This is a genomic window from Nodosilinea sp. AN01ver1, from assembly GCF_050565655.1.
Lineage (GTDB): Bacteria > Cyanobacteriota > Cyanobacteriia > Phormidesmidales > Phormidesmidaceae > Nodosilinea.
In genome coordinates, this window is the sequence record NZ_JBNXVS010000003.1 from 109,461 (window position 1) to 135,228 (window position 25,768).

Here is a 25,768-nt window from a genome sequence, read left to right on the forward strand (position 1 = left end):
CACCTCCCCTACCCCCTTCGATTTCGCTCAGGGACAGCCACCCGCCTACCCATCCACCCACCTACACATCCACGCACCTACTCATTCATCGTCTTGTAAGTAGCGACCGCCGATGGAGAAATCCGGTTCAGGTAGCGGAAGATCCAGTACTTGAAGATGGTGTCGAGGATGACCGGGAAGGTGGCGATAAAGAGGAAGATGAAGTCGCGGTTGGCGGGTAGGCCGAGGTGTCGTGACAGGCCTTCCAGCAGGATTTCCCAGCCGTGGGGGGAGTGGAAGCCGACGAAGGTGTCGGTAAATAGGATGATGATGAAGGCTTTGGCGCTGTCGCTGAGGCCGTAGACGATCTCATCCATAAAGGATTTGACGTTGGCGACGTCCTGGCGGCGGTAAACGAGCAGCATGGCAAAGGCGATCGCGGCCAGAATGTCGGAGAATACGTTTTTGACGGCGCTGGCGCTGCGATCGCGGTAGTCGTCTTCAATTTCGGTAGCTTTGGTGCGCACTCGCTGCTCGATGTTGAGTTCTGACAGCGGGGGCGCTTTGCCGATCAGCACTTCAAAGCGCAGCCGCTCTTCGAACTGCTGCAGCTCGTGGAGGGCTTCTTCTTCCATTTCAATATTGAGAAAGACTTCGGGTTCGGTGCCGCCTGCCCGCACGCGGTCGACAATCGGCCCCACGATAAAGGCTTTGGTAAACTGCTGGGTCAGCAGCGGCACAATGACCAGCAGCAGCACAAAGCGAATGGCGGCGGTGGTTTTAGATTTGGAGTTGCGAAACTCTTTAACGACCTCCTGCTCGGCGTTGGGGTCGAGGTCTTGGCGAATGCGATCGACGGTGCGCAGAATGGAGCGGGGCAGCACGTTGACGCGATCGGAGAGGCCCGCTGCCCTGGTGCCGTCAGGGTTGATGGGGTTGGTGACAGCGGCAGCTCCATTCTGGTTGGCTAGGTTTGGGCCGCTGCTGCGAGCCTGAGTGGCTTTAGCGCGCAGCACCTGGGCCGAGGGGGCCGGTTCCAGACTGCCGTTGCTGCCGTTGGCGAGGGTAATGACTCGCTCGGGGTTGGCATCCAGATTGGCATAGCGGGCCAGCACTTCATCCACCAGACGCAGCTTGCGAAAAAACATCGCCTGCTGGTCAATCACGTTAACGGCCAGTTCGTCGGCCTCAGAGGCGGGTAGATCTACTTCCATGACCCGCGATTCGCTGACTCGCACGATGGAGCGGCTGGCCCGAAACTCGGCCATTCGCACTTTGATTAGGTTCAGGTATTTTTTCAGCTCGCCCTGAAAATACTCCATGGCGCTGTCGCCGTAGCTGCCGTAGCGGGTCGAGATGGGGTTGCCGCCGAAGTATTCACGCTCGATCGCCACAATCATCTGGGCGGCTTCGTAGGCCTGGTTAAGGGCGCGATCGGGGGTGCGAAACAACCACCGCTGGGCGCTGCGAAAAAAGCCGGAGTTCTGCATTGGAGAGGGGGTGGCGCTGGGATTTCCAGATCCTACTATAGTCAGCCTGGATGGGGGGGAGGTGAGGGGATGGAGACGTGGAGGGGTGGAGGGGTAGGTGAGTGGGTGGGTAGGTGAGTGGGTGGGTAGGTGAGTGGGTGAGGAAGATGAGGAGATGGAGATGCGGGGGTAGCTTATTGCAGGGCGGAAATCTAAACGCAGGGTGGGGGTTGGTTGTGCCTGTGCTCTCCGGCAGTGCATAGCAGTGAGGAAGGCTAAAAACTGCGATCGCTAGATCGTAATCATCAAATCAGAAAAGTCTCGATTCATGGCTTTAAGATTGGTTTTGATGCCGCTGCGGCGAATGCCTCCTGTTTGACTATCAAAGCCAATAATTTCGCCATCTAGTTCAGGAATGATGCGACAGGCGTAAAGCCCTTGGTTCTCGGGCATTAGTACATGAAAATTTTGGCTGAGTGGAGAGAATGTAAGTCCGTTTTTTGGGGGATTCAAAAGATCTGGAATGGTTAGGCTTTGAAGGCCGCCAAGGCCATTTGTTGTCGGCGCAAAATCGTATTTTGCCCAGGTTGAAAAGACTAGCTCGTGGCTACCCTGGGGATGTTGGTAAAGCTGCGGCACTTCCATTTCGGCGTAGCAGCTGGGCTGTGCTGCGGGGGGCAGGTACTCCCAATCGCTATTGCCGCTGACGGCGTTTGAAAAGTTTTCGTCGGCGACTGTTAAGACTGCGATCGCGCCGTTGCGCCCCATAGTGCCGTCTACCAGTTTGGCTGAAACCAGCATGTAAATTTCATTCTGTTCTGCCAGTCGAAATAAGAATGGATCGCGCCAGGCGTGAAAGGTTAGATCGCCAGCCACGCTTTTGGTTTGGTAGACGGCGCTGGGCTGAATTCGGGTGTCTAGAACCTGCCACTGGGTAGACCACAGATTGTCGGTGTAGGCAACACCAATATTTTGAGTCAGGCCGTCATCCTGGTTGCTATCGCGGGAGGTGTAGAACATCAGGTAGCCGTTTTTGACCTTAATCACATCGCCACTCCAGATGGAGGTGTTTGCCCAGTGGCCTGGGGGCGGCTTGAGGATATTAAGGCTGTCTTCAGCGATCCAGTCTATGGTGTCAAAATTGGAAGTGACGGCGTGACCGACGGTGGAGGCAAAGTGATGCTGGCCTGAGGAAACCAGACTTCTGTCGGCATTGAGATAAAAAATGTGAAAGAGCCCGGCTAGAGCATCGAAGTGATACCAAAAGTCCCACACGTGGCGACTGGGGTGCTGCATTGAAGGGGGCATGTTTGGTTTGGAATGGTGAACAACTTGCCTTGAGTTTAGCAAGGGCGCTAGTGAGGCGATCGCAGCTTTTTTCCACCGTCTGCATCAACAAGTTAGAATGGCCATCTGTCCCTGCTGAAATCGCCGCGTAAACCCCTACCTAAACTACCGTAAAATCCTCTCCTGGCTTTGCTTCTAGCGATTCTAAAAGCTATTTATCATGGGGATATAACGGCAGTAGACGTAGTTAGCAGTATGAAGATTTAGTCGTCGGTATTGGTTCATTTAGGGTTTGGGAAATATGTGCGATCGGACCAGGTGACATCGCTACAGCCGGTCGAAGAGGAGCGCGGTCCCGGACGGCGGACATTTGTGTATCTGGAAGGTCAGACCGACCCTATTGTGGCGTCTCGGGCAGAAGATACCATCGTGCGCGATCTGGTGCAGGAGCCGCGAGAAGTAACTCAATCTCGGCAGCAGCAGCAAATTTTGACCGACCTGCTGGAAGATTTGTCGAAGGTAAACTCAACGGTGCGCCGCATTAGTCGCGATGAAGGTGGGCTGGATCTCGATCAGCTAGAGCGGCGGATTCAGCAGGTGTTGGAAGTGTAGCTATGGCGATTGCTGTGGCGGGATTGACTTGGGCGGCGCACAATTGTGGTCGAAAGCCAGAGATACCGCTGGGGCCATATCGCTGGCCCCAGCCCCCCGTCTCGAAGGGCGTTCCGCCGCCCTTCACCCCACGGAAAGGATTGGGCGATCATCGGTTTAAACCTATGTTTTGCGGATGAGTTGGTTGGTGGATCGGATGGGGTTAGTGGGACTGGAGGGGCTAGTACCGCGAGGCAAAAATAAGCTTGCCATTCAAGCTGATTGAAACAGTGACGCATCAACAATTTTTCATTTTGTTCGCGAAGCGTCTCCACAGGAGAGACTTTTCATTTTGAACCCCGCGCAGCGGTACTAGTGGGTGAGGGTGGTCGGGGAGCGGGAGTCGGCGACGATTTGGCCGTCGCGGAAGGTGATGGTGCGATTGCACTGCGCGGCTACCTCGCGATCGTGCGTCACCATAATTACCGTCATGCCCTCGCGGTTGAGGTTGGCAAAAATATCCATCACGCTTTGGCTGGTTTGGGAGTCGAGGGCTCCGGTGGGTTCGTCGGCGAGCAGCAGCTTGGGGCGATTGACGATGGCGCGGGCGATCGCTACCCGCTGCTGCTGTCCGCCCGATAGCTGGCTAGGGCGGTTATGAAGGCGGTTGCCAAGGCCCACTTTTTGCAGGGCGCGGGTGGCGCGCGATCGGCGTTTGGCTTTGGGCAGGTTGGCGTAGACCATCGGCAGCATGACATTCTCCAGGGCGCTGAGCTGGGGCAGCAGGTGAAACTGCTGAAACACAAAGCCCAGGGTGCGATTCCGAATTTCGGCCAGGGCGTTGGCACCCAAACTGTTGACCAGGTGGCCGTCGAGCCGGTAGGTGCCGCTGGTGGGGCGATCGAGGCAGCCGAGAATGGCCATCGCCGTCGATTTGCCCGACCCCGATGGCCCCACAATGGCGCAGTATTCCCCCGCCTGGATGGTGAGGCTGACGGGGTGCAGGGCGTGGACGGCGAGTTCGCCGCTGCCGTAGGTTTTGCTGACGCAGCTGAGTTCGATCAGGGCCATAGCTTAGCTCCGCAACGCGACTATAGGGTCAAGCTGGGCGGCGCGGCGGGCCGGCAAAATGCCAAATACCAAACCAATGCCGCCCGAAACCGAGAAGGAAAGGGCGATCGCCACCCAACTCACCGCCGTCTCCAGCGGGCTCAGCAGCGCCACCAGCCCAACCCCCCCGGCCCCCAGCAATATCCCCACCAGCCCGCCAGTGACCGCCAAAATTACTGCTTCAATGGTGAACTGGGCCATCAGGTCTGCGCCCTTGGCCCCGATCGCCTTGCGCAGGCCAATCTCCTGGGTGCGCTCGGTGACCGACACCAGCATGATGTTCATAATGCCAATGCCCCCCACCAGCAGCGAAATGCTGGCCGTAAACCCCAGCAGCAGCACCAGAATGTCCGACACGCTCGCCGCCGTAGACAGCAATTCTTGCTGACTCTGCACCGAAAAGTCGTCGTCGCGATCGCGCAGCTCGTGGCGCAGCCGCAGCAGGTTCGTAATCTGGTACTGAGCCGCGCTGGTATCCGCCTCGCTGCGGGCCGACACCGCGATCGTCTGCACCGAGGGGCTGGTCCGCCCCGCCTCCAACCCCGTAATCTGGCTCACCATCGCCTCAATCGGGATATAGATCGCCTCATCCTGGTTTTGACCAAAGGATGACCCCCGCGCCGCCGCCACCCCCACCACCGTAAAGCCCACCCCATCAATGCGAATCAGCTGGTTGAGCGGGTCTTGACTGCCAAACAAAATTGTCGCCGCCTCGCTACCCAGCACCGCCACCGTCAGCCCCCCCTGGGCATCCACCGGGTGCAAAAATCGCCCCCGATCCACCGTCACATTTCGCACCACCGGGTAGTCTGCCGTCGTGCCAATCACATTGGCCTGGGTCTCCGCCGCGCCCTGCGTCACCCGCAGCCGCTCACTCTTCTCCGGCGACACCGCCTGAATTGCCAGTACTTCTGAAGCGATCGCCTCCGCATCATCCAGCGTCAGCGTATCCGCCCTTGCCACCCCCGCCTGCGGCCCCCGCTGCGCATCCCCCGGCGTCACGAACAACACATTCGTTCCCAATGCCTCAAACTGCTGCGTCACAAACCGCTGCGCCCCCTGTCCCACCGCCACCATCGCAATCACCGACGCATTGCCAATCACAATCCCCAGCATCGTCAAACCGCTGCGCATCCGGTTGGCATTGAGGGTTTTGATTGCCATTGTTGCGTTTTCAAGAACGTTAAGGGACATAGGGGTAGATGGGTAGATGAGTAGGCGGGTAGGTGGGTAGGTGGGTAGGCAGGTGGATGGGTGGATGGGTGGATGGGTAAGCGGGTAGGCGGGTAGGTGGGTTAAGGGTGTAGAGGGTAGCGGGTAAGGGAGCAGGGAAAGTGGGGAGATGAGGAAGTTTGGGAGGATGGGGAGGGTGTGAATGCGGGACGAGGTCGATCGCAGTTGCCCACAAGTCCATTCGCAAAACAGACGTTTAAACCGATGATCAGCTAGTCCTTTCCGTGGGGTGAAGGGCGGCGGAACGCCATTCTCGACGGGGGTCTGGGGCCTGCGAAATGGCCCCAGCAGCAGATCTGGCTTTTGATAGGGATTGTGCGCCGCGACGATTAGGGGGGATCTACAACATTGGTGCATTGCTTCGCGAATGCACCCTACGGCTGGCCTTTGACCCTAATTGCGCGCCGCCTAACCCGGCGGCGGCGACGGCGGATTAAACGGCGATCCTCCCCCCTCCTCCCTCGGCATATCCAAAAAAACGCGATCGCCCCCCTCCACCCCCGTCAAAATCTGCGTCTTCCCCCCCTGCGTCAGCCCCACCGTCACTGGCCGAAACACCGGATTGCCAGCGGCATCTGCCACCCGCACCCCCAGCTGACCATTCTCAGTCGCGATCGCCACCGTCGGCACCAGCAGCGCCGCCGCTACCGTCTCGCCGATAAACGTAGCCTCCACCGTCATGCCCGATCGCAGCCGATCCAGCCCCGTTTCGAGATCCACCGTCACCTGAAACACCGTGACGTTATTTTCAATCAGCGCCTCCGGCGCAATTCGCTTCACCCGGCCCTGAAACGTCTCCTGCGGGTAGGCGTCAGCCACAATCTCCACCCTTTGACCCACCGCCGCCTGGCCAATGCTCGCTTCCGACACCTCAACATCTACCTCCAGCCCCGCCGACAGCGCCAAAATTGAGCTAGACGTTGCCGACGCCGTCGCCGAAGCGCTGGTCGTCGGCGTCACAATCGCCCCCACCGTCGCATAGGTCTGCGTCACCACCCCACCAAACGGAGCCCGAATCGTCGCCTCATCCAGCTGGGTTTGAATAATTTCGACCTGAGCCTGGGCCGCCGCTACCGCCGCCGCCGCCGCCGCAATTTCCTCCGGGCGAGCGCCGCTGGCGGTTTCAGCCAGCTGCTGTTGGGCTTCATTCAGCCTTGCTTCGGCGTTACGGGCCTCAGTTTCGTACTGATCTAGCTCATTTTGAGAAATCGCCCCCTGGGCCGCCAGATCCCGAAAACGATCGCGCTGACTAGTCGCCAGCGCCAGCTGCGACTGAGCCGAAGCCACCTGAGACTCAGCCCGACGAATCGCCTCAGGTCGACTGCCCGCCACAACGCGGTCATACTCAGCCTTAGCCTGGGCTAACTGGGCGCGGCGCTGGGCCAGCTCGGCCTCCAGCGTGCCCCCCTCCATGCGAGCCAGCACCTGCCCGGCGGTGACCATCGCCCCCTGATCTACGTAGAGTGCCTCCAGTCGCCCCGTAGTTTTGGGGCTAAGATTTACCGTCGTCACTGCCACCACGCTGCCGCGCCCCTGCACTCGCACCGTCAAGTCCGCGACTTCAACTGGCTGGGTCAACGCGTTGAGGTTGCTGGCCGCCGTCTCGCGGCCCGGCGGCGGTAGCAGCCCCACCCGAGGCCCAGCGATCGGCACCAGGCCCAGCAGGCCCAGCAGCGCCAGCAGCCACACCCACCAGGGGGGCCAGCGCCTCGGCCTGGCCTCAGCCTCAGTTGCAGCAGACTCCGGTGAGGCCGCCTCCGTGACCGGAGTGGTCAAAAAATGCTCTGCCATAGATTCTCTAGCTACCGTCGTTGTTAGGAAAGCTTCTCTTAGCCCCAGAACTGAGGCCAAGAGAAGCAGGAGTGATAGGGAGTGAAAAGTAGTCGATGCACCCAGGGTTCATAGGAACGCTGCCTCAGAGGCGGTCAAACAGCCCAATCGACTGCAGCTGCTCCAGCTGCTCGGCGGTGAAGATGGCCTCAAATTCAGCCATCATCACCTCGCGCAGAGCAGACAGCTCAGAGGCCTGGCTGTCACTCAAGTCGAGCTGGGCCAGCCAATCCTGGGGAACACCCTGATCGGGCGGGTTCGTCTGCTCAGCCCGCAGTGACTCCAGCTCCTCCAGCTGATTCTCGGTTAGCAGGGCTTCCAACGAGCTTTTGTAGTCTTCCATCACCGACTGCAGCTGCTGCACCTGGCCTCGACTGAGGTTGAGATTGCGCACAACCTGGGGACTGGCGTCAGGCATCATTTGGGCGATCGCCAGGCCGCCCCCCAGCAGCACTGCGGCACTGAGGCCCAGCAGCACTCGTCCGGTAGCGCGAAGGGTTAACACAGTAGGCATCATTTGCTTTCTCCATAGCGACGCAACCGTAGAACACACAACCAACTCCCTAGGCGCTTTCGCCTTTGGGTAGCCCCATCCTAGGGAGAAGCCCCCCGCCTGCGCCTGAAGCAAAGCTCCCAAATGCAGCAGGGCAAATGTCGCCCCTGCCGCTGGGAGATTTGTCCTACTGAAGAAGTCTCAAAGTGGGAGATCAGCCCCTGGTCACCGCCAAGCTGGGGCCTGTACAGTTAGAAGCACCTGCACGTGTGGACTGTTAACTCTGGTGAAACCTGCCTTGTCGCGATGGCCAGAGCCCGCCTCTCTGGGATCGCTACCCTCTGGGGGCAAGCTGCGCCGCACCGCGCCCTCGCCGCTGCGGCAGCTGCTCTATGTAGAGTGGGTGCTGCTGGTCATCGCCGTATTTATGACTCTGCCCTCGTTTGCGCTGGTGGCGGAGACCGGCATTGCCTGGCTAGAGCTGGCAATGATTGCCCTGCTGGGCCTGGCGGGGTTTTGGCGACCCCGGCGGCGTCTTCACACCCTGGTGTACACGGCGGTGGAGCTGTCGCTGCTGCTGCTTTTGGCCGTGGGCACGACCCACATTTCCAGCATGATGCGGATTTTGCCCCTGCTGAGTTTGGTGGTGGTAGTGCGGAGCTGCCAGCGCTTCAAAGGGTGGGGACAGGCCGCTGTGGTCGGCGTAATTTTTACCTTTCACTGGCTGGTAGCCACGCTCTACAGCGGCGCTTCACTGCATGAGGATGTGCTGCGCCAGATCACCTCACCGCCCGATCAGGCCCGCATTAGCGTCTTGCAGACCAATGCCATGGTGGTGTTTGCCCTGGTGCTGGTGTTTGTATCGCTGCTGGTGAATGCGCTGCTGTCGGTCTACCACAGCCAGCAGGAGCTGGCAGCCGCCCACGAGCAACTGCGCACCTACGCGGCTCAGGTCGAAAACCAGGCCACCCTGCAAGAGCGCAACCGCATCGCCCGCGAAATCCACGATTCTCTCGGTCATGCCCTGACGGCCCAAACCATTCTGCTAGAGAACGCCCTGCTGTACCTGCCCGTCCAAGCCGACCAAACCCGCAGCTACCTGACCAGCGCCAAGGAGTCGGCCTACCAAGTGCTGAGAGATGTCTCAAAGTCGGTTTCCGCCCTGCGCAACAGCCCGCTGCAGGGGCGATCGCTGACCGCAGCCCTGCCCCTTCTCGTCAATGACCTGTGCCAATCGGCAGGCATAGCCGCCGACTGCGCCGTGGAGCTACCGGAGACCCTGCCCGACGACATGACGCTGGCCCTGTTTCGCATTGTGCAAGAGGCCATGACCAACGTCGTAAAGCACAGTCAGGCCACCGTCGTACGGGTCGAGCTAGGCAGCCAGGCCAGCCGCATTGAGCTGCGGGTGCTCGACAACGGCCAGGGCTTTGACCCCAGCCAAAACACCTCTGGCTTTGGCCTGCGAGGCATGCGCGAACGCGCGATCGCCCTGGGCGGCACCTGCCACATCTGGAGCGCCCCCCACTCAGGCTGTCGCATCAGCGCCAGTTTGCCCTTGCCCCACGCGATCGACTAATCACTTCAGTTCTGAAATTGACCCATCGCTGCGCATAAACAGCGCCCCACCCAATCCCCACGCCCTCCCCATCTCCCCCATCCACCCATGATCCGACTCCTCCTCATCGACGACCAAACCATCATCCGCCAGGGGTTAGCCAACCTGCTAGAGGCCCGGCCCGACCTCACGGTGGTGGGCGATGCCGAAAACGGCCAGCAGGCGGTAGAGCAGGTGGCCGCCCTCTACGCCACCCCCCGCCAGCCCGACGTGGTGCTAATGGATGTGCGCATGCCCCAGGTCGATGGCGTGGCCGCCACCCGCCAAATCTGCCAGAATTTCCCAGGCGTGAAGATTTTGGTACTCACCACCTTTGACGACGACGACTACGTGCAGCAGGCCATGCGCTACGGGGCCAAGGGCTACCTGCTCAAGCAAACTCCAATCGACCAGCTGGCGATCGCCATTCGCGCCGTTCACCAGGGCTATACCCACATGGGGCCAGGGCTGTTTGAGAAAACCCTGCCCGCCGCAGAGGGGCTCGGCCTACCGACGCTGGTGCCCCCCGAGTTGGCCAGTCTGTCGCCCCGCGAGCAGGAGGTGCTGAAGCTGATCAGCAACGGCCTCAGCAACCGCGAGATTGCGCGATCGCTGTACATCTCTGAGCGCACGGTGCGCAACCACGTCACCAGCATCTTAAGCCAGCTGCGGCTGCGCGATCGCACGCAGGCGGCTCTCTATGCCAGTGGATTTTGGCCGAGGGTGGAGAGGTAAAGAGTGGACGAGGGAATGGGTAGATGGGTGGATGAGTGGATGGGGGATGGTCCCTGGGCGGAGTCGTTTGTCCTGTGGACAGGCTTCGCCAACGCACTAGCGTCTCCCATAGGGAGAAAGGGGGTAGTTGGGTAGAGTCGCATAACCCCAATTTCATACAGGTGGCGTGCGTAGGGGCAAACGGTGTTTGCCCAGACCAACTGAGAGTTAACAAAGGCGAATACTCTAGTTACTCGTACTTTTCGCCACTGAGAATAAAGATCGGGTCTACGGCTGAGAACACCTGGTAGTTGCCCTTGGTCTCCAGCCGGTTGACGGCGGGCTGGGCCGCTTCGATGTTGCGCACGCGCAGGTGGGCAAAGGTTTCTGACACCACGTAGAGGGTTTCGAGGTTGCCTGCGGTTACCACCACCCGCCCCAGCGAGGGCAGGTAGTCCCAGGCGGCTAGCAGAATGTCTTTGAGATTGCGCCCGCCCTCAACAAAAATGCAGTCGGGGTGGTGGGGCAGCTCGCCCAGGCAGTCGGGGGCGCTGCCCTGAATCACCTCCACGTTGGCAAGGCCAAAGCGATCGCAGTTGCGCCGAATCAAATCGGCCACATCGCCGTCGCGCTCGACCGCCACCACCTTGCCGCCGGGGATCATCAGCGCCGCCTCGATCGCCAGGGTGCCGGTGCCTGCGCCAATATCCCACAGCACATCTTTGGGCTTGAGCCGCAGGTAGCCCAGCAGCAGCAGCCGCACCTCCCGACTGCTGAGGGGAATGCCGGGCAGCTGCTCAAATAGGTGGTCAGGGATGCCGGGAGTGGCGTAGGGCCAGAGTTTCGCCATAGAAATGTTGGGTATAGCGCTGGCTCTATTCTAGGTTGTTCCACAAAGGGGCGATTTCCCCCGTCGTTCCCACAGCGGGCTGTGACTTCAGCAGCACAATTTTGGTTAATATCGTCATCCACTGGACAAGCTTTTGGGTCCGTGGAATCACCGCCCAATTCAAGGGCTTAATGGAGGCGCGGACTAATACAGATGCTCCCTATCGACCGTAGGGCGTATCATCAATTCTGGCCAGAAGCCCTGTATTTTAAGCCTGACCACGCCCGACCCCAAAAACCAGGCTAGGGGCTATGGTCCTTGATTTTCAGGCATTCAGCAGCTAATTGATGACAGTCCCTAGGGCACAAGGAAGTATGGGACGGCGGCCCAGTAGCTAAGACTTCAGCTGATGGCCAAAAAGCTTTCCACGAAGACACCAGGATATAGGTGCCTTAACACAACCGATGCCTGCAAGTATGAAGAGAATCTGCGCGCTCATCACCCTTAATGATGAGGTGGGTATACTAAATTTCTCTACCCAAACACTCCCACAAAGGTATTAGACTGACATTTTTACCTAATCGATCTCCGCAGTGATATTAGGATGAAAAACCACTGTCTCACTACCTCTACAGAGATGCGGGGTGGGGTTTCCCCTTTGATCAGAGGTTAGCCTTCATGGGAGCAGTGTGCAAAATGGTAGGATAACATTTGGTTTTCCAAAGCCTGCAAAATACTCTTTTAATAGAAATAAATACAATGTGGCTTGTTGAATGGCTCCACGATTTCAAACATTATTTTTCTCGGGTTCCTAGTCGTCGTCAATTGCAGGCTCAGGTAGAGGCTTACCAGCAGATACTTCAAGATCGTGAAAGGCAGCAGCAATCTCTGTACCGAGTTATTAGCAAAATTCGAGCTTCTTTAGACCTGGATGTCATTTTTCAAACAACCACCAAAGAGACTTGCAAGCTACTACATGCTGATCGAATAGCAGTCTATCGTTTTGACGACAGCTGGGGCGGAGAATTTGTCCATGACTTTGAATTTTCAGAGCCTAGCTGGGATGAGGTTTGGGATCAAAAGACAGTCTGGGATGACACCTACCTGCAAGACAACAAAGGTGGACGCTATGCCCGCAACGAACCCTTCTATATAGATGACGTTCACAACTGCGCCCTGTCTCAATGCCATCTTGACATCTTAATTCAATATCATATTAATTCCTTTGCCACAGCTCCTATTTTTGTTGGTCAAAAGCTGTGGGGAATTTTAGGAGCCTATCAACATTTTGGACCCCGGCACTGGACGGAGCTAGAGATTCAATTTCTGTCTCAAGTGGCCACCCAGCTTGGCTTTGCAGTTAAACAGGCAAATCTCCTAACCCAGGCCCATCAAAAAGCTCAGGAAATTCAAGCCATTAGCGATCAGCAGGAGATTTTGCTGAATCTCATAGCAGAGATCCGAGAGTCTTTAGACTTAGACGTCCTGTTCAAGACTACTGTCAAAGAGGTGCGGAAGGTTTTGAGAACCGATCGCGTGGGTATTTTTCAGTTTCAGGCTGATAGCCATTACTGCTTTGGAGAGTTTGTGGCAGAGAATGTGTTGCCTGAATACGACTCTGCGATCGCCGTTCGAGTTCAAGACAAATGTTTTGGCGAACAGCATGCTGTTCATTATCAAGCGGGGCGAATGCAGGTTTTAAGCGACATTTATAACGCTAACCTGTCTGATTGCCATATCTCAATTCTCGAAAAATTTCAGGTTAAGGCCCAAATCATCATACCGCTGACGCAGCGCGGTGTTTTGTGGGGGTTGTTGTGTATTCATCAATGTCGTGGCCCCAGAGATTGGATACCCTCAGATCTCCAGTTCGTTCGTCAGCTCGCGGCTCAATTTACCGTTGCCCTAGAACATGCTTCCATGCTGGCTCAGATTAAGAATCAGGCTAACCAGCTGACCCAAACGGTGCGATCGCTGGAAGTCGTCAATGCTCAGCTCGAACAACTCAGTCATTTAGATGCTTTGACCCAAATTCCTAATCGGCGGTACTTTAACAGAAAGATTGAGCAAGAGTGGGCCAGATTACAGCGGAATCAGCAGCCCCTTGCCCTGATCATGATCGATGTTGACTACTTCAAACGCTTTAATGATGGGTTTGGTCATCTAGCGGGCGATCGCTGTCTCCAGTCAATTGCCCAAGCGATTAAAGATGTTCTGCAACGCCCGGTAGACGAACTATGCCGCTACGGTGGCGAAGAGTTTGCCGTCATTTTGCCTGAGACCGATCAGCAGGGAGCGACCCACGTGGTTAAAAATATTCAGCGAGTGGTCCAAAAATTAGCCATCTCAGTACCAGAACCCTTTCCCACTTCAACACCTTTTGTCACAGTCAGCTTGGGTATTGCCGTCCAGGTTCCAAATTCTGAGAGTACAATTCATAGCCTGATCGATCAAGCTGATGAAGCTCTCTATATAGCGAAAAGCAAGGGGCGCAATACCTGGGCTATTTATACTGCTAAGCTCTAACTCATGCCCGTTTCGACAGCGGCCCTGCTGTAAACAATTGATTGGCTGGGCTATTTATGAGAGGTACGCCCACCAATTGCATAGGTGTAGCAACGAGGGCCTGACCCAGCTCTTTAATCTAGCTAAATGCTCGGCTGCCAGGCGATTGCGATCGCCTGGCAAATTCTCCTAATTTGTAGCGATCAACCCAACCAGTCATCTCACGGGCCATTGGGTTGAACTGCGGGGCACGGGCAAAATTCAGTAAAACGAGTTTAGGGCTGAGTTACGCTTCGTGCTATCCCATTGACCCTACTCTTTAAACCCATTTAGCTACTCTATGAAAACCTTTTACCACTACGATTTTGTTGTGCCGACCGAGGTCGTCGACGGCAACGGCCACGTCAACAATGTCGCCTATGTGCAGTGGATGCAGGATGTTGCGATCGCCCATTCCACCAGCGTCGGCTGCACCGCCGAAACCCAGGCGTTGGGGGCTACCTGGGTGGCCAGGTCACACCAGATTACCTACCTGCGTCCGGCCTTTGGAGGCGATCGCCTGCGCCTCACCACCTGGGTCACCAGCCTGCGCAAAGCCCGCAGCACCCGCCAGTACAAATTTTTGCGCCTCAGCGACGACACCGTGCTGGCTACGGGTGCTACCGACTGGGTGTTTGTCGATGCCGTTAGCCATCGCCCCCGCACCATTCCCGCCTCGGTGTCGGGCTGCTTTGAGCTGGTAGCCGCCGCAGAGGCATAACTCATGCTCTACCGCAGCCGCTGCCGGAGCCAAAACCCGAGCAGCGGCAGGGCAATTCGGTAGCCAAACTGAGGACCGTAGATCAGGCCCTTTTGCTCCAGGCTGGTCAGCGCCCCCTGCAAACCGCCGCCCCGCGAGAGCTGGTGCTTTTTGATATAGGCGTTGGCCTGGGGGCTATCGGTGGGGTCGAGGGCCAGACTTTCGAGCACGCGGGCCTGGGTGGGCGGCAGCAGCAGCAGCAGGGCTTCAAAGGTAACGGCCATATCCTGCACCAGGGCCAGCATGGTGCTATGGACCTGGTGCGCCTGAATGAGCTCGGGCGCTGGCGGGGCGATCGCGTGGCAGTGCTGCCAGAGGCGCTGGGCCAGGGTGATGGCGTCTTTCATGTGGCCCTGCACGTAGCTTAAAAATAGCTCCAGCGCCTGGCTTTCGGGGTCAAACTTGAGGCCCGCCGTCGCCATCGTGCTAATTACCCAGGGCTGCAGGTCGCGATCGCTGAGGGGCGTCAGCGCAATCACCGGCAGGCGGCTGGCCATCATCCAGGGTTCAGCCACCGTGGCGATCAGGGCGTAGCTGACCCGGCTCTGGCGTTCGATCTCCTGGCGCAAATGACTCTCCCACTTGCCCTGCCGATCCCAGGAGCGAATGTGGGGAAAGTTGTGAAATATGATCACCACCTGACAGTCAAACCATTCTGCCAGAGCTTGGGGCAGCGCCAGCAGACCTTCAAACAGGGGCCATTCCTTGCCCAGGGGCTTGGGCCAGACCAGTCGCGCCTCGGTCTCTAGAGTGCGATCGACGCTCAGGGGTTGGTTTAAGCTCCACTGCTGAATTTGGGCGATCTCTTTCGGCTCTGAGAAGGCCGCCATAATGCCGTCAGCCAAAAAGCGCAGAAACTGGCCCGCATTGCGGCAGCGCAGCAGATCGATTTCCAGGCAGCGCGATTTCTCCTGACGGGCGGCACTGCGAATCAGCGTGCGGCGACCAATGCCCGGCACCCCAACCACCACAAAATCGCTGTCCTGACGCAGCAGGGCGCAAACCTGATCCAGCTCGCTTTCCCGGCAGATCAGCGACTGCGGCACAAACGGGTTGATCATTTCGGCAGATTGGCACTATTTTTTAGTGCTATAACTGAAGGCTAAGTACTTTTGAATAGTAGCACCCGATTCTTTTGAGGTAGTTTTAACCGTGGCCCACAGTACCCTTCCCGGCAAAAGCGCTGCCGCCCCTGCCCCTGCCAACCTCTGGCACACCCTCAGCCCGGAGCGGGCGATCGCGCTGTTAGAAAGCAGCCCCGAAGGGCTCAGCCCCAGTGAAGCCGAGCATCGCCAACAGGTCTACGGCCCTAACGAACTTCAGGAGGGGGCCGCCCGCAGCCCCTGGGAAATTTTGTGGGACCAGTTCAAAAACATCATGCTGCTGATGCTGATCGCGGTGGCCCTGGTGTCGCTGGTGCTCGATCTGCGCCAGGGCGGCTTTCCTAAAGATGCGATCGCGATCTTTGCGATTGTGCTGCTCAACGGTTTGCTGGGCTACTTGCAGGAGAGCAAGGCCGAAAAAGCCCTGGCCGCTCTCAAAAACATGACCTCGCCTCGGGTGCGGGTGCTGCGCCAGGGGCAGGAGCAGGAAGTCGATGCCAAAGCTCTGGTACCCGGCGACATTGTGCTGTTAGAGGCCGGGGTGCAGGTGCCCGCCGATGGCCGCTTGCTCAGTGCCGCCAATTTGCAGGTGCGTGAAGCGGCCCTCACGGGTGAGGCCGAGGCGGTGATTAAGCAGCCGCAGCTCTTGCTAGAAGACGAGGCCGCCCTGGGCGATCGCCTCAACCTGGTCTATCAAGGCACCGAAGTGCTGCAGGGTCGCGGCACCGTGCTGGTCACCCAAACGGGTATGACCACCGAACTGGGCCGCATCGCCACCCTAATTCAGTCGGTAGAATCTGAGCCTACTCCCCTCCAGCAGCGGATGGCGCAGCTGGGAAATGTGCTGGTGTCCGGTTCTCTAGTGCTGGTGGCCCTGGTGGTGGTGGCGGGGCTGCTGCGCACCGGCAACCTCAGTCTGTTCGACGATTTGCTAGAGGTCTCCCTCAGCATGGCGGTCGCTGTTGTCCCTGAAGGACTCCCCGCCGTGATCACTGTGACCCTGGCCCTGGGCACCCAGCGCATGGTGCGCCGCCACGCCCTGATTCGCAAGCTGCCAGCGGTCGAAACCCTGGGCTCAGTCACCACCATTTGCTCCGACAAAACCGGCACCCTGACCCAGAACAAGATGGTGGTGCAGCAGGTCAAGACGGTCGATCACCAGTACGAGGTCACAGGCGAGGGCTATGCGCCAGTCGGTGCCCTGCTGGAAAACGGGGCGGCCATTGCCCCCCAGGCCGACTCAGCCCTCCAGGCTCTGCTGATGGCCTGCGCCCTGTGCAACGACGCCACTCTCAGCCAGTCCGGCAGCATTTGGACCCTGCTGGGCGACCCCACCGAGGGCGCTCTGCTAGCTGTGGCAGGCAAAGGCGGGTTTGACCAGGCGACGCTGGGGCAATGGTGCGATCGCATTGGCGAAGTGCCCTTCACCTCGGAGCGCAAGCGCATGAGCGTTGTGGTGCAGGCCCGTGCCGGTGCCGCCTGGCCCCTGGCCCCTCAGGTCATGTTTACCAAAGGTTCCGCCGAACTGGTGCTGGAGCGCTGTAGCACCAGCCAGGGCGACAGTCAGCCCCAGCCCCTCACCGATGCTCAGCGGCGCTCGATTCTGGCTCAAAATGACGCTATGGCGGCCAGTGGCCTGCGGGTGCTGGGCTTTGCCACGAAGCCCACGAACATTGCCAACCCTAACGGCAACCTAGAGCCCGAGGAGCAAGACCTGATCTGGCTGGGGCTGGTGGGCATGCTGGATGCTCCGCGTCCTGAGGTGCGGGCTGCGGTGATGGACTGTCGGCGGGCCGGCATTCGCCCGGTGATGATCACGGGTGACCACCCGCTGACCGCTCAGGCGATCGCCGAAACCCTGGGCATTGCCCAACCCGGCGACACGATTTTGACCGGGCGCGAGCTGACCCACCTCTCTACCTCAGAGCTGGAGCAAACGGTTCCCCACGTCAGCGTTTACGCTCGTGTTGCCCCCGAGCACAAGCTGCGGATTGTGCAGGCGCTGCAAAAGCAGGGCGAATTTGTCGCCATGACCGGCGACGGCGTCAACGATGCCCCGGCCCTCAAGCAGGCCGACATTGGCATTGCCATGGGCATCACTGGCACCGACGTCAGCAAAGAGGCCAGCGACATGGTGCTGCTCGACGACAACTTCGCCACCATCGTCGCCGCCACCGAAGAGGGCCGCGTCGTTTACGACAACATTCGCCGCTTCATTAAGTACATTCTGGGCAGCAACATTGGCGAAGTGCTCACCATCGCCGCTGCCCCGATTATGGGCCTGGGCGGTGTGCCCCTCTCTCCTCTGCAAATTCTGTGGATGAATCTGGTCACTGACGGCGTACCCGCCCTGGCTCTAGCGATGGAACCGGCGGAGCCCAATGTCATGCAGCGATCGCCCCACAACCCGCGCGAGAGCATCTTTGCCCGCGGCCTGGGCTCCTATATGGTGCGGGTGGGCATTTTGCTGGCGGTGCTAACTATTGGCCTGATGGGCTGGGCCTACCGCTACACCAACGCCCCTGGCTACTCCGGTGACTCCGACACCTGGAAGACCATGGTGTTTACCACCCTCTGTCTGGCTCAGATGGGCCACGCCCTGTCAGCCCGCTCAGACACTCGCTTGACAGCCCAGCTCAATCCTTTGTCAAATCCTTACGTGTGGGGTGCGGTTTTGCTCACCACCGGACTGCAAGTGTTGTTACTGTACGTGCCAGCCCTGGCGCAGTTCTTTGGGCTGCACCCGCTCTCGGCAACCGAACTGGCGATTTGCTTTGGCTTCAGCGCCCTGATGTTTGTCTGGCTGGAGGCCGAAAAGCTGGTGATTCAGCTGGCCCTACGCCGCAAGCAGCCCGGTCTGCCCAAAGCGTCTAAAACTACTCTTTAATATCTCCCCTCGCTACCGCTATGGATTCTGACTCGCCTCAACCCCGCTTTTCCCAAGAGATTAGAGCCCTACTAGAGCGGGTCGCCCAGCAGCCGCTGACCCTGGCCCACGTGCTCAGCGAGACTGCCGAGCGAGGCTTTTGCCTGGTAATTGGGCTGCTGGTGCTGCCGTTTTTATTCCCCATGCCGCCGGGGTTTACCACCATTCTGGGGTCGGCCTGTCTGCTGCTGTCGCTGCAAATGGCGGTGGGGCGGCGATCGCCCTGGCTGCCCCGGCGCGTGGCTCAGTTCCAGTTTCCCTCGGTGCTGGCTAAGCAGGTGCTGAGCAACCTGAAGCGGGTGACGCGGGTGACCGAGCGGTTCGTGCGGCCTCGCCTGCCTGGGCTAGCGAACAATCCCTCGGTTTGGCACGTCAATGGCGTCTGCATCAGCTGGCTCACCCTGCTGCTGATGAGCCCGATCCCGATGACCAACCCCATCCCTACGGTCGGTATTTTGATCTTTGTGGTGGCGACCCTTGAGGCCGACGGGGTGATGATGATTTTGGGCTACGTGGCCACCGGGCTAATTACCGGCACCTTTGGCCTGGCGGGGTATTTGCTGTGGCGATCGCCCGAACTCCTCCAGCACTGGTTTCGCTGAGCTTACACGAAATCCGATTTAGTTAACCCCGGTTCATAATCAGGAACCTCGTAGGGGCGTAGCATGCTACGCCCCTACAAATCGGGTGCAATCGAATAGGATTCGTTATTACTCGATGGCTGAGTGGAGCCGTTTTGCTACGCAACGCTATCACGAACGTTTTGAGTCTCCCCAAGGGAGAAAGCCATCGGCTGTCGTAAACACCCAAAAAAGGCCCCTTGGTCAACAAGGGGCCTTTTTCATAACGCTTGCCCGTTCAGACGATCTAAATCAGCTTCAGCTCTGGGTACTGGGCGATCAGCTCATCGCCGCTGAGGGTTTCTCCTGACTGCTGAGGCGTCCAGAGGACTTCCACGGCCAGCAGGTTTTCGCCGGAGACCGCCCCAATTTGGCTCAGCGCCTGGCGCAGGTCAGCAGAGGAGTAGATATTGGGCAGATCAAGCTTGCCCTGAGTCGCCACGACAACCGTGGCCAGAATGTACTCCCCAGGGGCCTGGTCGGCGTCACCCGGCAGCTTCGCCTGAGTTTCGGCCTGGGTGAGTTGATTATTGACGTTAGACAACGTTTCGGCGCTAAACCGGCTGCGGGCCGACAGCGTGTAGCGGTTAAACTCTTGCTCAGCGCTGAGCAGGCGAGTCTGCTTATCTTCGCTGGCGGCGTAGGCCCAGTAGTCGGGGTGGCGCAGCAGAGCCAGAGTGGTCTCCTGCAGCAGCTTAGCTAACCCCTGGGAGGTGCCGGTATCAGCGGTGGTGGCCAACCGATTCAGGTCGTCCTGCAGACCACGGGCCTCGGCTAGCAGACCCACCTGGAGCTTGGCCACCGCTACGGGCGGGTTGCTGCTGCCAGCGGCGGCTGTATAGTCATCACCAGAGACCGCGCCCCTCAAGCCGCGCACCACCACGTTGGCGATCGCGATAAAAATCAGCAGGGTAAACAGGCCGCCAAACCCGCCCCCAATGCCAATGAAGGGGAACAGGAAAGGAAAGCCAAACCCACCGCCAGGGTAGTAGCCACCGCCACCGGGGGCGTAGGTGCGCGGAGTAGGGCTCATGCGGGGGGCAGGAGCCCGAAAGCTACCACCACCGATGCGTCCACCCGCTGCGGCCCAGGCTCCATCAGCGGTGCCAAATACCAAGACGATGGCCAGAACGACGGCCATCAGGGGCTTCAAAAACGGCTTTAATCGTTGAAAGAGTTGTTTAACCATCGGGTACAACCGGAATGCTAACGTGGAGTGCTTTATGTCTTTAATTTAACGCGAAGTGCTGTCGGTGCTGCCGTCAAAAGAGCGAAATTGATGGCGGAAACCCGTACTAAAAGGCCTTAGCCGCCGCCTACGATGGTGACAATTTCCAGCCTGTCGTTAGGGTGCAGACGGGTTGTTTCCCACAGCTGTCGGTGAAGAATTTCGCCGTTGTACTCTACCGCCACCAGGCGCGGGTTGAGGCCCAAGGATTCTAAAAACGCGGGTAACAACGTGCCAGCACGACACGACCGCGATTCTCCATTAACCAGAACGGAAAAGGCATCGGCACTGGGGTCAAACATATCGAGCAACAAGGGTTCAGGGTTCAAGGTTTGGGGTTCAAGGTTTGGGGTTGACCGAAGCCTTAGACCGTACACTTTGAACCTTAAACCCTCCTGCTCCAACCTGTCTATCGGACCGATGCAGGGTCAACCGACAGGTGTCGCGACTGTGTGGAAGTTGTGGCGGTGGTTGGTTTGAGCCACAAAATACTGAGCAATCAGGGTGGGGTTTTCGGCTTCAATAATGGCCCGCACGACGGCCACGCGCTCGGCCCCAGCCTGCAGAACCTCCGTCAAATTTTCAGTATTAATGCCGCCGATCGCATACCAGGGTACCGTGGCATGCTCGGCGGCGTAGCGCACGTACTCCAGGCCAGCGGCAGCTTTGCCGGGCTTGGTTGGGGTGGCAAAAACTGGACCCACGCCAAGGTAGTCAGCTCCTTCGGCGATCGCGCGCTGCATTTCGTCAGGGTTCGTAGTCGAGCGGCCAATGATGCGTTGGCTACCTAGCAGCTGGCGGGCGGTGGCGATGGGTAAGTCAGTTTGGCCCAGGTGCACACCGTCGGCCTCGACGGCCAGGGCTAGATCCACGCGATCGTTGACTAAAAACAGGGCTCCGTAGCGGTGGCACAGATCTTTGAGCTGCTGGGCCAACTCCAGGCGCAGGTGGTCGTCGGTGTGCTTGTCGCGGTACTGCACCAGGGCGATGCCCCCCTGTAGCGCCGCTTCAACGACGGGCAGCAGGCGATTCTCTGAGGGAGAGTCTGCGCCAACGCTGGGCGATGTCACCAGATAGGTCAACCCCTGATGCAGGCGCTGCAGCCGATGCCCACCCAAAATCTCGCTTTCCAGCGCGTAGACCTGATAGCGCATGGCTTTGCTGCCTGCAGCCAGGTCGCTGCGGTAGAGCTTGCCGTATTCCTCCAGCGCCCGCAGCGCCTCCTGCACGCGGCAAAAGTTGGCCTGCAGCACCGCCGTTACGCTGGTGCGTTCAGCCTCCTGAGGATGGGTCAGGGCGGTGCCGGGGTCACCGGGGGTGTCGCGGCACAGGCGCAGTTCGGGAGCGTGCCACTGGGCCAGAGTTTGCCGCAGATGCTTGATCTGCTCGGTTTGGCCCGAGTTATTTAGCCCAAAGCGGCACCATTCTTCAATAATTCGCAGCCCCTCGCGCGCTCGATCTAGATTGGCATCGAGAATGCGATAGACGGCAGCATCGGCAAGGCTGGGCAGCGCTGGCAGCCCGGTCAACTCCGGCATAAAAACGGCATCAGACAGGACCCCCACATCCTACCAGTCAGGTGAGTCAGGCGGGAGGGCTGGTTGAGGGGCTTTCGACAGCTTTGGGAGGCTACTCTTGCTGCTGCAAAATTTGCTGAATACCCTCCACGGCAGGATCAGACCGCCAGGTATCAAAGGCCTTCCAGCCGATAAAGACGACCGCGGCCAGGGCCGCGATCGCCACCAGGTTTGATAACAACTTTGCTCCAATATCCTTAGAGTCGTCGAGACGCATAACCACTCCATGAGCAACAGTAACGGTCAAAAAGCGGTAGATTCACAGGCGTTAATAATCACTAGTAATGTAGTGACCATTAATCTCTGTATACCCTATGAGCCGGTGGTTTAGGTCAGGAGTTCATAGCTCATGACAAAAACACTGGCGATTCAGCACGGTCTGCAATCAGCCGTCCACCGAAAGCTCATCAGCGCTAAGCCGCCGCTACTTTCCAGGTGAGGGGGCCAGGCGCTTCTTTAAAGAGTCGGCGCGACGGCGGGAGGTCGTGTTTTTGGGTTCTAGGGACAGCGCCGTTTCATACATCTCCAGCGCCTGGGACGTGAGCTGCTTGCGCTCGTAGCTGTGACCCAGATTGTTGAGGGCAGTGACGTACTCAGGCGATATTTTCAGCGCTTCTTTGTAGTTTCGAATAGCCAGGTCGTACTGCTCCTGGGCAAAGTAGGAGTAGCCCAGGGCGTTGTAAACCACGGCAGCATTTTCGGCTTCGTCATCGCCCAGCTGTTTGAGGGCCTGCTGCAGGTATAGGGCGGCCTGGGTATAGAGTTTTTTGTCGAGCAGCAGGCTGCCCAACTCGTAGTATTCCTGAGCGGTGCCCTTTTCTTTGGTCAGGCGCGACTGCAGCCGCGACAGGGTGCCCTCGATGCGGCGAGTCTTGAGCACCTGACGCACCACAAAAAAGGCGGCAACGCTCAGCAAGGCCAGCAGAATACCCAGGTATACAAGGAGCAGATTGCTGTTTTCCATCCGGTCTTCGTTTCGCTCTTGAGATCTAAACCTATCTTGCCACGGCTAGGGCAACCCCCAGAAGGTTGCTCGATCTTCTAGCCAGCCATTTTGGTGCCACTGAGCTACGGTTTCACTGACTAGCGCGCGCAGGTCGGTGTACTGAGTGCCCTTGGGCAATGCGATCGCCAGGGGTTCTGCCGAGAGCAGGCTGGGCACCAGGTAGTAGCCCTCATAGTCTTGCTGCCAGCCCGCCAGCACGGTTATGTCGCCAGCAAAACCATCAATTTGACCGCTGCTGAGGTGGCTCAGGGCTTCCTGGTAGCTTTGCAGAGGCGTCAGGGGCGTCAGGGGCAGCAGGTAGCGCACTACCGCTACGGTACTCGACCCCTGCAAAATTCCCAGCCGTCGCCGATGCAGGTCTTCTAGGCTTTGGTATTGGGGATCGCGCACTAGTATCCCGGCCCCATCCAGGTAGTAGGGAGGACTAAAGCTGACTAAACGCTGCCGCCCTGTAGTTTGGGTTATCCCAGCGATCGCGACATCAACTCGATCGTCGAGGACCGCCGACAGGCGATCGCGGTTGGGCACTACCGTAAACTCAACCGCGGTCGGGTCGGCAAAAATTGCCGTGGCCAGACCCCGAGCAATATCGATTTCAAGACCCACCAAATTGCCGTCGCGATCGCGAAAGCTCAGCGGTCGCCTGCTCTCCCGCACGGCCACAACTAGGTGTCCACGGGCGCGAATTGTGTCGAGATCCGCAGCAAAAACTGGGAGCGCAGCCAGCTGCGCTCCCAGTACTAAACCAAACCCAAGCCAGTTCCATGCCATGGTGCTGCCGTTACGCTGCGACCGCCCCTCACTAACGTTTAGGGCCAACCGCTAAGCCTGGTTGGCAACTTCAACGACTTTGGCAAACCCATCGGGGTCGAGCACGGCCATTTGGGCCAGCATTTTGCGGTTGAGGTCGATATTGGCTTTCTTGAGCTGACCAATTAGCTGGCTGTAGCTCAGACCATGCATGCGAGATGCCGCATTGATACGAGTAATCCAGAGGCGACGAAAATCGCGTTTGCGGTTGCGGCGATCGCGGTAGGCGTACCGCAGAGCCTTCATGACCTGCTGGTTAGCGGTGCGAAACAGCTTAGAGTGCGACCCCCTAAACCCTTTGGCCAATTTGAGAACTTTGTTGCGGCGCTTGCGTGCTACGTTGCCGCGCTTGACACGTGCCATGACTATTTAACCCTTGGGACTAGTAAACGTTACGAAGTGACTGCCAACCGACTGAGAGGCTCTGGCCTAGAGATAGGGCAGCATCAGCTCCACGTTGGGAGCGTCTTCCTCAGACACCACGGCAGCCTTAGACAACCGAGAGCGCCGTTCAGCATTTTTGTGCTGCAATAGGTGATTCTTGAACGCCTTGCGACGCATGATTTTACCGCTACCGCTGCGGCGAAAGCGCTTGGCGGCAGCTTTGCGGGACTTAAGCTTGGGCATGGTTACCAGAATTTCGACACAGTCTTAGACTATATCACGATTGCTCCGCGATCGGAGAATGGGAATTAAGTCAGTCCTTCAGGCCCCTTCCAAAGCCTTGCCGAGACAGGGCGCAGGGTTGGTGCCAGAAGGGTTGAACGAATTTTTCTCAAAAGGGTTGTCAAAATCACGCCCTTGTCGTTACTATGAGTTCTGCGCGTAATCCTCAGTAGCTCAGTGGTAGAGCGGTCGGCTGTTAACCGATTGGTCGTAGGTTCGAATCCTACCTGGGGAGTTTTGAATTTGATCATATGGCAGAGGCAGTGTCCTGAGGATTTAGCGGCTCTGTATTCCACGCGGTAAGCGTCAGAGCGTGCTGTAACGGGAATACATAGACGTTCAATTCTAAAGAGAATCTTAAGCTCAGAAGCCTGTAGCCTATTTACTCAGGAAAATTTAGGGCTTCTGCTTATAATTTATCGAGGAATTGTATTATTCCGACACGGCTCTTTACGTTGGAATGCTAGGCTACTCAAAGCTTTGCAATTTGTTTCAGCCGGGCTGATGTTGTTTTCGGGTCGTCAAGTTTAGTTGGTAATGCCTCGTATTCTCGTCATTGATGATGATCCTGCGATCGCGGAGCTTGTTTCCGTCAACCTGGAAATGGCAGGCTACGACGTCAACCAGGCCGGAGACGGCATCAAGGGCCAGGCCCTGGCGGTGCAGCTGCTGCCAGACCTGATTATGCTCGACCTGATGCTGCCTAAGGTCGATGGGCTAACCGTATGTCAGCGCATTCGCCGCGATCGCCGCACCGCTGATATCCCTGTGCTGATGCTGACCGCTTTGGGGCAAACCCAGGACAAGGTCGATGGCTTTAATGCCGGGGCCGATGACTATTTAACCAAGCCCTTTGAGCTAGACGAAATGCTGGCCCGCGTGCGAGCCCTGCTGCGCCGCACCGATCGCATTCCTCAGGCCGCTAAGCACAGCGAAATTCTTAACTACGGCCCTCTCACCTTGATTCCAGAGCGTTACGAAGCGATCTGGTTTGATGGCACCGTAAAGCTAACTCACCTAGAGTTTGAGCTGCTGCACTGTCTGCTGCAACGCCACGGGCAAACCGTATCTCCCAGCCAAATCTTGCAGGAGGTGTGGGGCTACGAGCCCAACGACGATATCGAAACGATTCGAGTTCACGTGCGGCACCTGCGCACCAAGCTAGAGCCCGATCCTCGTCATCCCAAATTCATTAAGACTGTCTATGGGGCCGGGTACTGTCTAGAACTACCCGCTGTTCCCGTCGAGTCATAAGTAGGTGGTCCTAAATAGTTGATGCTGTAGGGTGAGTTGTGGCAACAGCCCAACGTACCGCTGGGTCTAGGCTGATGGGTTAAGCTGGCGCGGTAACACACCCTACTGAATGATTAAGGTGACCTACTTAACTGAGGCAGAG

Annotated in this window: 24 protein-coding genes and 1 tRNA gene; 9 read left to right on the top strand and 16 right to left on the bottom strand. The window is 58.2% G+C overall.

Annotated features, from left to right (window positions below):
* Window positions 1-77: 77 nt before the first annotated feature.
* Together ACQ4N7_RS04515 and ACQ4N7_RS04520 are read right to left on the bottom strand one after the other, a co-directional pair.
* Complete coding sequence (locus ACQ4N7_RS04515) at window positions 78-1,469, bottom strand: proton extrusion protein PcxA (protein WP_430710435.1); 1,392 nt, start codon at window positions 1,467-1,469, stop codon at window positions 78-80.
* Between the two features lie 270 nt (window positions 1,470-1,739).
* Window positions 1,740-2,756: a beta-fructosidase gene (locus ACQ4N7_RS04520; protein ID WP_430710436.1), complete on the bottom strand. Its 1,017-nt coding sequence runs from the start codon at window positions 2,754-2,756 to the stop codon at window positions 1,740-1,742.
* A 282-nt stretch (window positions 2,757-3,038) separates the two neighbouring features.
* Between ACQ4N7_RS04520 and ACQ4N7_RS04525 the strand changes: the two genes are divergently transcribed.
* The gene (locus tag ACQ4N7_RS04525) at window positions 3,039-3,347 is read left to right on the top strand and encodes a hypothetical protein (protein WP_430710437.1); all 309 of its coding nucleotides are present in this window, start codon (window positions 3,039-3,041) and stop codon (window positions 3,345-3,347) included.
* A gap of 351 nt (window positions 3,348-3,698) precedes the next feature.
* On the opposite strand, the gene ACQ4N7_RS04530 is transcribed toward ACQ4N7_RS04525, so the two are convergent.
* From ACQ4N7_RS04530 to ACQ4N7_RS04545, 4 genes are all read right to left on the bottom strand, one after another.
* Complete coding sequence (locus ACQ4N7_RS04530; protein ID WP_430710438.1) at window positions 3,699-4,397, bottom strand: ABC transporter ATP-binding protein; 699 nt, start codon at window positions 4,395-4,397, stop codon at window positions 3,699-3,701.
* Window positions 4,398-4,400: 3 nt separating this feature from the next.
* The gene (locus ACQ4N7_RS04535) at window positions 4,401-5,630 is read right to left on the bottom strand and encodes an ABC transporter permease (protein ID WP_430710439.1); all 1,230 of its coding nucleotides are present in this window, start codon (window positions 5,628-5,630) and stop codon (window positions 4,401-4,403) included.
* 447 nt (window positions 5,631-6,077) lie between these two features.
* Window positions 6,078-7,460: an efflux RND transporter periplasmic adaptor subunit gene (locus ACQ4N7_RS04540; protein WP_430710440.1), complete on the bottom strand. Its 1,383-nt coding sequence runs from the start codon at window positions 7,458-7,460 to the stop codon at window positions 6,078-6,080.
* A gap of 124 nt (window positions 7,461-7,584) precedes the next feature.
* Window positions 7,585-8,013, bottom strand: coding sequence for a hypothetical protein (locus ACQ4N7_RS04545; RefSeq protein WP_430710441.1), 429 nt, complete (start codon window positions 8,011-8,013; stop codon window positions 7,585-7,587).
* Window positions 8,014-8,290: 277 nt separating this feature from the next.
* Between ACQ4N7_RS04545 and ACQ4N7_RS04550 the strand changes: the two genes are divergently transcribed.
* Both ACQ4N7_RS04550 and ACQ4N7_RS04555 read left to right on the top strand, forming a co-directional pair.
* Window positions 8,291-9,571: a sensor histidine kinase gene (locus ACQ4N7_RS04550; protein WP_430710442.1), complete on the top strand. Its 1,281-nt coding sequence runs from the start codon at window positions 8,291-8,293 to the stop codon at window positions 9,569-9,571.
* A gap of 87 nt (window positions 9,572-9,658) precedes the next feature.
* On the top strand, window positions 9,659-10,324 hold the full coding sequence (locus ACQ4N7_RS04555) for a response regulator transcription factor (RefSeq protein WP_430710443.1): 666 nt from the start codon (window positions 9,659-9,661) through the stop codon (window positions 10,322-10,324).
* Window positions 10,325-10,553: 229 nt separating this feature from the next.
* On the opposite strand, the gene cbiT is transcribed toward ACQ4N7_RS04555, so the two are convergent.
* Window positions 10,554-11,153, bottom strand: coding sequence for a precorrin-6Y C5,15-methyltransferase subunit CbiT (gene cbiT, locus ACQ4N7_RS04560; RefSeq protein WP_430710444.1), 600 nt, complete (start codon window positions 11,151-11,153; stop codon window positions 10,554-10,556).
* Window positions 11,154-11,891: 738 nt separating this feature from the next.
* Here cbiT and ACQ4N7_RS04565 point away from each other — a divergent pair.
* Complete coding sequence (locus ACQ4N7_RS04565; protein ID WP_430710445.1) at window positions 11,892-13,658, top strand: sensor domain-containing diguanylate cyclase; 1,767 nt, start codon at window positions 11,892-11,894, stop codon at window positions 13,656-13,658.
* A 319-nt stretch (window positions 13,659-13,977) separates the two neighbouring features.
* Entirely contained in the window at window positions 13,978-14,397 is a 420-nt protein-coding gene (locus tag ACQ4N7_RS04570) for an acyl-CoA thioesterase (protein ID WP_430710446.1), read from the top strand.
* An 8-nt stretch (window positions 14,398-14,405) separates the two neighbouring features.
* Here the strand turns inward: ACQ4N7_RS04570 and ACQ4N7_RS04575 are convergent, their stop codons facing one another.
* Window positions 14,406-15,497, bottom strand: a complete 1,092-nt coding sequence (locus tag ACQ4N7_RS04575) for an ATP-binding protein (RefSeq protein WP_430710447.1) — start codon at window positions 15,495-15,497, stop codon at window positions 14,406-14,408.
* Between the two features lie 91 nt (window positions 15,498-15,588).
* Between ACQ4N7_RS04575 and ACQ4N7_RS04580 the strand changes: the two genes are divergently transcribed.
* Both ACQ4N7_RS04580 and ACQ4N7_RS04585 read left to right on the top strand, forming a co-directional pair.
* Window positions 15,589-18,426 carry a cation-translocating P-type ATPase gene (locus ACQ4N7_RS04580; protein WP_430710448.1) on the top strand — a complete coding sequence of 946 codons (2,838 nt, stop codon included), beginning with the start codon at window positions 15,589-15,591 and terminating at the stop codon, window positions 18,424-18,426.
* A 20-nt stretch (window positions 18,427-18,446) separates the two neighbouring features.
* On the top strand, window positions 18,447-19,067 hold the full coding sequence (locus ACQ4N7_RS04585; protein WP_430710449.1) for an exopolysaccharide biosynthesis protein: 621 nt from the start codon (window positions 18,447-18,449) through the stop codon (window positions 19,065-19,067).
* A 265-nt stretch (window positions 19,068-19,332) separates the two neighbouring features.
* On the opposite strand, the gene ACQ4N7_RS04590 is transcribed toward ACQ4N7_RS04585, so the two are convergent.
* From ACQ4N7_RS04590 to rpmI, 8 genes are all read right to left on the bottom strand, one after another.
* A complete protein-coding gene (locus tag ACQ4N7_RS04590; protein ID WP_430710450.1) occupies window positions 19,333-20,274 on the bottom strand; it encodes a DUF1517 domain-containing protein in 942 nt (313 codons plus the stop codon).
* Window positions 20,275-20,390: 116 nt separating this feature from the next.
* Window positions 20,391-20,615 carry a sulfur carrier protein ThiS gene (thiS, locus tag ACQ4N7_RS04595; RefSeq protein WP_430710556.1) on the bottom strand — a complete coding sequence of 75 codons (225 nt, stop codon included), beginning with the start codon at window positions 20,613-20,615 and terminating at the stop codon, window positions 20,391-20,393.
* A 126-nt stretch (window positions 20,616-20,741) separates the two neighbouring features.
* Window positions 20,742-21,851 carry a thiamine phosphate synthase gene (locus ACQ4N7_RS04600; protein WP_430710451.1) on the bottom strand — a complete coding sequence of 370 codons (1,110 nt, stop codon included), beginning with the start codon at window positions 21,849-21,851 and terminating at the stop codon, window positions 20,742-20,744.
* Window positions 21,852-21,942: 91 nt separating this feature from the next.
* A complete protein-coding gene (locus ACQ4N7_RS04605; RefSeq protein ID WP_430710452.1) occupies window positions 21,943-22,107 on the bottom strand; it encodes a hypothetical protein in 165 nt (54 codons plus the stop codon).
* A gap of 207 nt (window positions 22,108-22,314) precedes the next feature.
* Window positions 22,315-22,854 (bottom strand): tetratricopeptide repeat protein, encoded by a 540-nt coding sequence (locus ACQ4N7_RS04610; RefSeq protein WP_430710453.1) that lies wholly within the window; start codon window positions 22,852-22,854, stop codon window positions 22,315-22,317.
* 45 nt (window positions 22,855-22,899) lie between these two features.
* The gene (locus ACQ4N7_RS04615) at window positions 22,900-23,667 is read right to left on the bottom strand and encodes a transporter substrate-binding domain-containing protein (protein ID WP_430710454.1); all 768 of its coding nucleotides are present in this window, start codon (window positions 23,665-23,667) and stop codon (window positions 22,900-22,902) included.
* Window positions 23,668-23,718: 51 nt separating this feature from the next.
* Window positions 23,719-24,069 carry a 50S ribosomal protein L20 gene (gene rplT, locus ACQ4N7_RS04620; RefSeq protein WP_106871002.1) on the bottom strand — a complete coding sequence of 117 codons (351 nt, stop codon included), beginning with the start codon at window positions 24,067-24,069 and terminating at the stop codon, window positions 23,719-23,721.
* A 66-nt stretch (window positions 24,070-24,135) separates the two neighbouring features.
* Complete coding sequence (gene rpmI / locus ACQ4N7_RS04625; RefSeq protein ID WP_106871004.1) at window positions 24,136-24,333, bottom strand: 50S ribosomal protein L35; 198 nt, start codon at window positions 24,331-24,333, stop codon at window positions 24,136-24,138.
* Window positions 24,334-24,535: 202 nt separating this feature from the next.
* Here rpmI and ACQ4N7_RS04630 point away from each other — a divergent pair.
* Together ACQ4N7_RS04630 and ACQ4N7_RS04635 are read left to right on the top strand one after the other, a co-directional pair.
* A tRNA-Asn gene (locus ACQ4N7_RS04630) sits at window positions 24,536-24,607 on the top strand.
* Between the two features lie 302 nt (window positions 24,608-24,909).
* A complete protein-coding gene (locus ACQ4N7_RS04635) occupies window positions 24,910-25,626 on the top strand; it encodes a response regulator transcription factor (protein ID WP_430710455.1) in 717 nt (238 codons plus the stop codon).
* Window positions 25,627-25,768: the final 142 nt, after the last annotated feature.

Excerpts from the sequence above, each read along its gene's own strand:
- ACQ4N7_RS04515 (WP_430710435.1), bottom strand. The coding sequence starts at position 1,469 with ATGCAGAACTCCGGCTTTTTTCGCAGCGCCCAGCGGTGGTTGTTTCGC.
- ACQ4N7_RS04520 (WP_430710436.1), bottom strand. The coding sequence starts at position 2,756 with ATGCCCCCTTCAATGCAGCACCCCAGTCGCCACGTGTGGGACTTTTGG.
- ACQ4N7_RS04530 (WP_430710438.1), bottom strand. The coding sequence starts at position 4,397 with ATGGCCCTGATCGAACTCAGCTGCGTCAGCAAAACCTACGGCAGCGGC.
- ACQ4N7_RS04535 (WP_430710439.1), bottom strand. The coding sequence starts at position 5,630 with ATGTCCCTTAACGTTCTTGAAAACGCAACAATGGCAATCAAAACCCTC.
- ACQ4N7_RS04540 (WP_430710440.1), bottom strand. The coding sequence starts at position 7,460 with ATGGCAGAGCATTTTTTGACCACTCCGGTCACGGAGGCGGCCTCACCG.
- ACQ4N7_RS04545 (WP_430710441.1), bottom strand. The coding sequence starts at position 8,013 with ATGCCTACTGTGTTAACCCTTCGCGCTACCGGACGAGTGCTGCTGGGC.
- ACQ4N7_RS04555 (WP_430710443.1), top strand. The coding sequence starts at position 9,659 with ATGATCCGACTCCTCCTCATCGACGACCAAACCATCATCCGCCAGGGG.
- cbiT (WP_430710444.1), bottom strand. The coding sequence starts at position 11,153 with ATGGCGAAACTCTGGCCCTACGCCACTCCCGGCATCCCTGACCACCTA.
- ACQ4N7_RS04565 (WP_430710445.1), top strand. The coding sequence starts at position 11,892 with ATGTGGCTTGTTGAATGGCTCCACGATTTCAAACATTATTTTTCTCGG.
- ACQ4N7_RS04570 (WP_430710446.1), top strand. The coding sequence starts at position 13,978 with ATGAAAACCTTTTACCACTACGATTTTGTTGTGCCGACCGAGGTCGTC.
- ACQ4N7_RS04575 (WP_430710447.1), bottom strand. The coding sequence starts at position 15,497 with ATGATCAACCCGTTTGTGCCGCAGTCGCTGATCTGCCGGGAAAGCGAG.
- ACQ4N7_RS04585 (WP_430710449.1), top strand. The coding sequence starts at position 18,447 with ATGGATTCTGACTCGCCTCAACCCCGCTTTTCCCAAGAGATTAGAGCC.
- ACQ4N7_RS04590 (WP_430710450.1), bottom strand. The coding sequence starts at position 20,274 with ATGGTTAAACAACTCTTTCAACGATTAAAGCCGTTTTTGAAGCCCCTG.
- thiS (WP_430710556.1), bottom strand. The coding sequence starts at position 20,615 with ATGTTTGACCCCAGTGCCGATGCCTTTTCCGTTCTGGTTAATGGAGAA.
- ACQ4N7_RS04600 (WP_430710451.1), bottom strand. The coding sequence starts at position 21,851 with ATGCCGGAGTTGACCGGGCTGCCAGCGCTGCCCAGCCTTGCCGATGCT.
- ACQ4N7_RS04605 (WP_430710452.1), bottom strand. The coding sequence starts at position 22,107 with ATGCGTCTCGACGACTCTAAGGATATTGGAGCAAAGTTGTTATCAAAC.
- ACQ4N7_RS04610 (WP_430710453.1), bottom strand. The coding sequence starts at position 22,854 with ATGGAAAACAGCAATCTGCTCCTTGTATACCTGGGTATTCTGCTGGCC.
- ACQ4N7_RS04615 (WP_430710454.1), bottom strand. The coding sequence starts at position 23,667 with ATGGCATGGAACTGGCTTGGGTTTGGTTTAGTACTGGGAGCGCAGCTG.
- rplT (WP_106871002.1), bottom strand. The coding sequence starts at position 24,069 with ATGGCACGTGTCAAGCGCGGCAACGTAGCACGCAAGCGCCGCAACAAA.
- rpmI (WP_106871004.1), bottom strand. The coding sequence starts at position 24,333 with ATGCCCAAGCTTAAGTCCCGCAAAGCTGCCGCCAAGCGCTTTCGCCGC.
- ACQ4N7_RS04635 (WP_430710455.1), top strand. The coding sequence starts at position 24,910 with ATGCCTCGTATTCTCGTCATTGATGATGATCCTGCGATCGCGGAGCTT.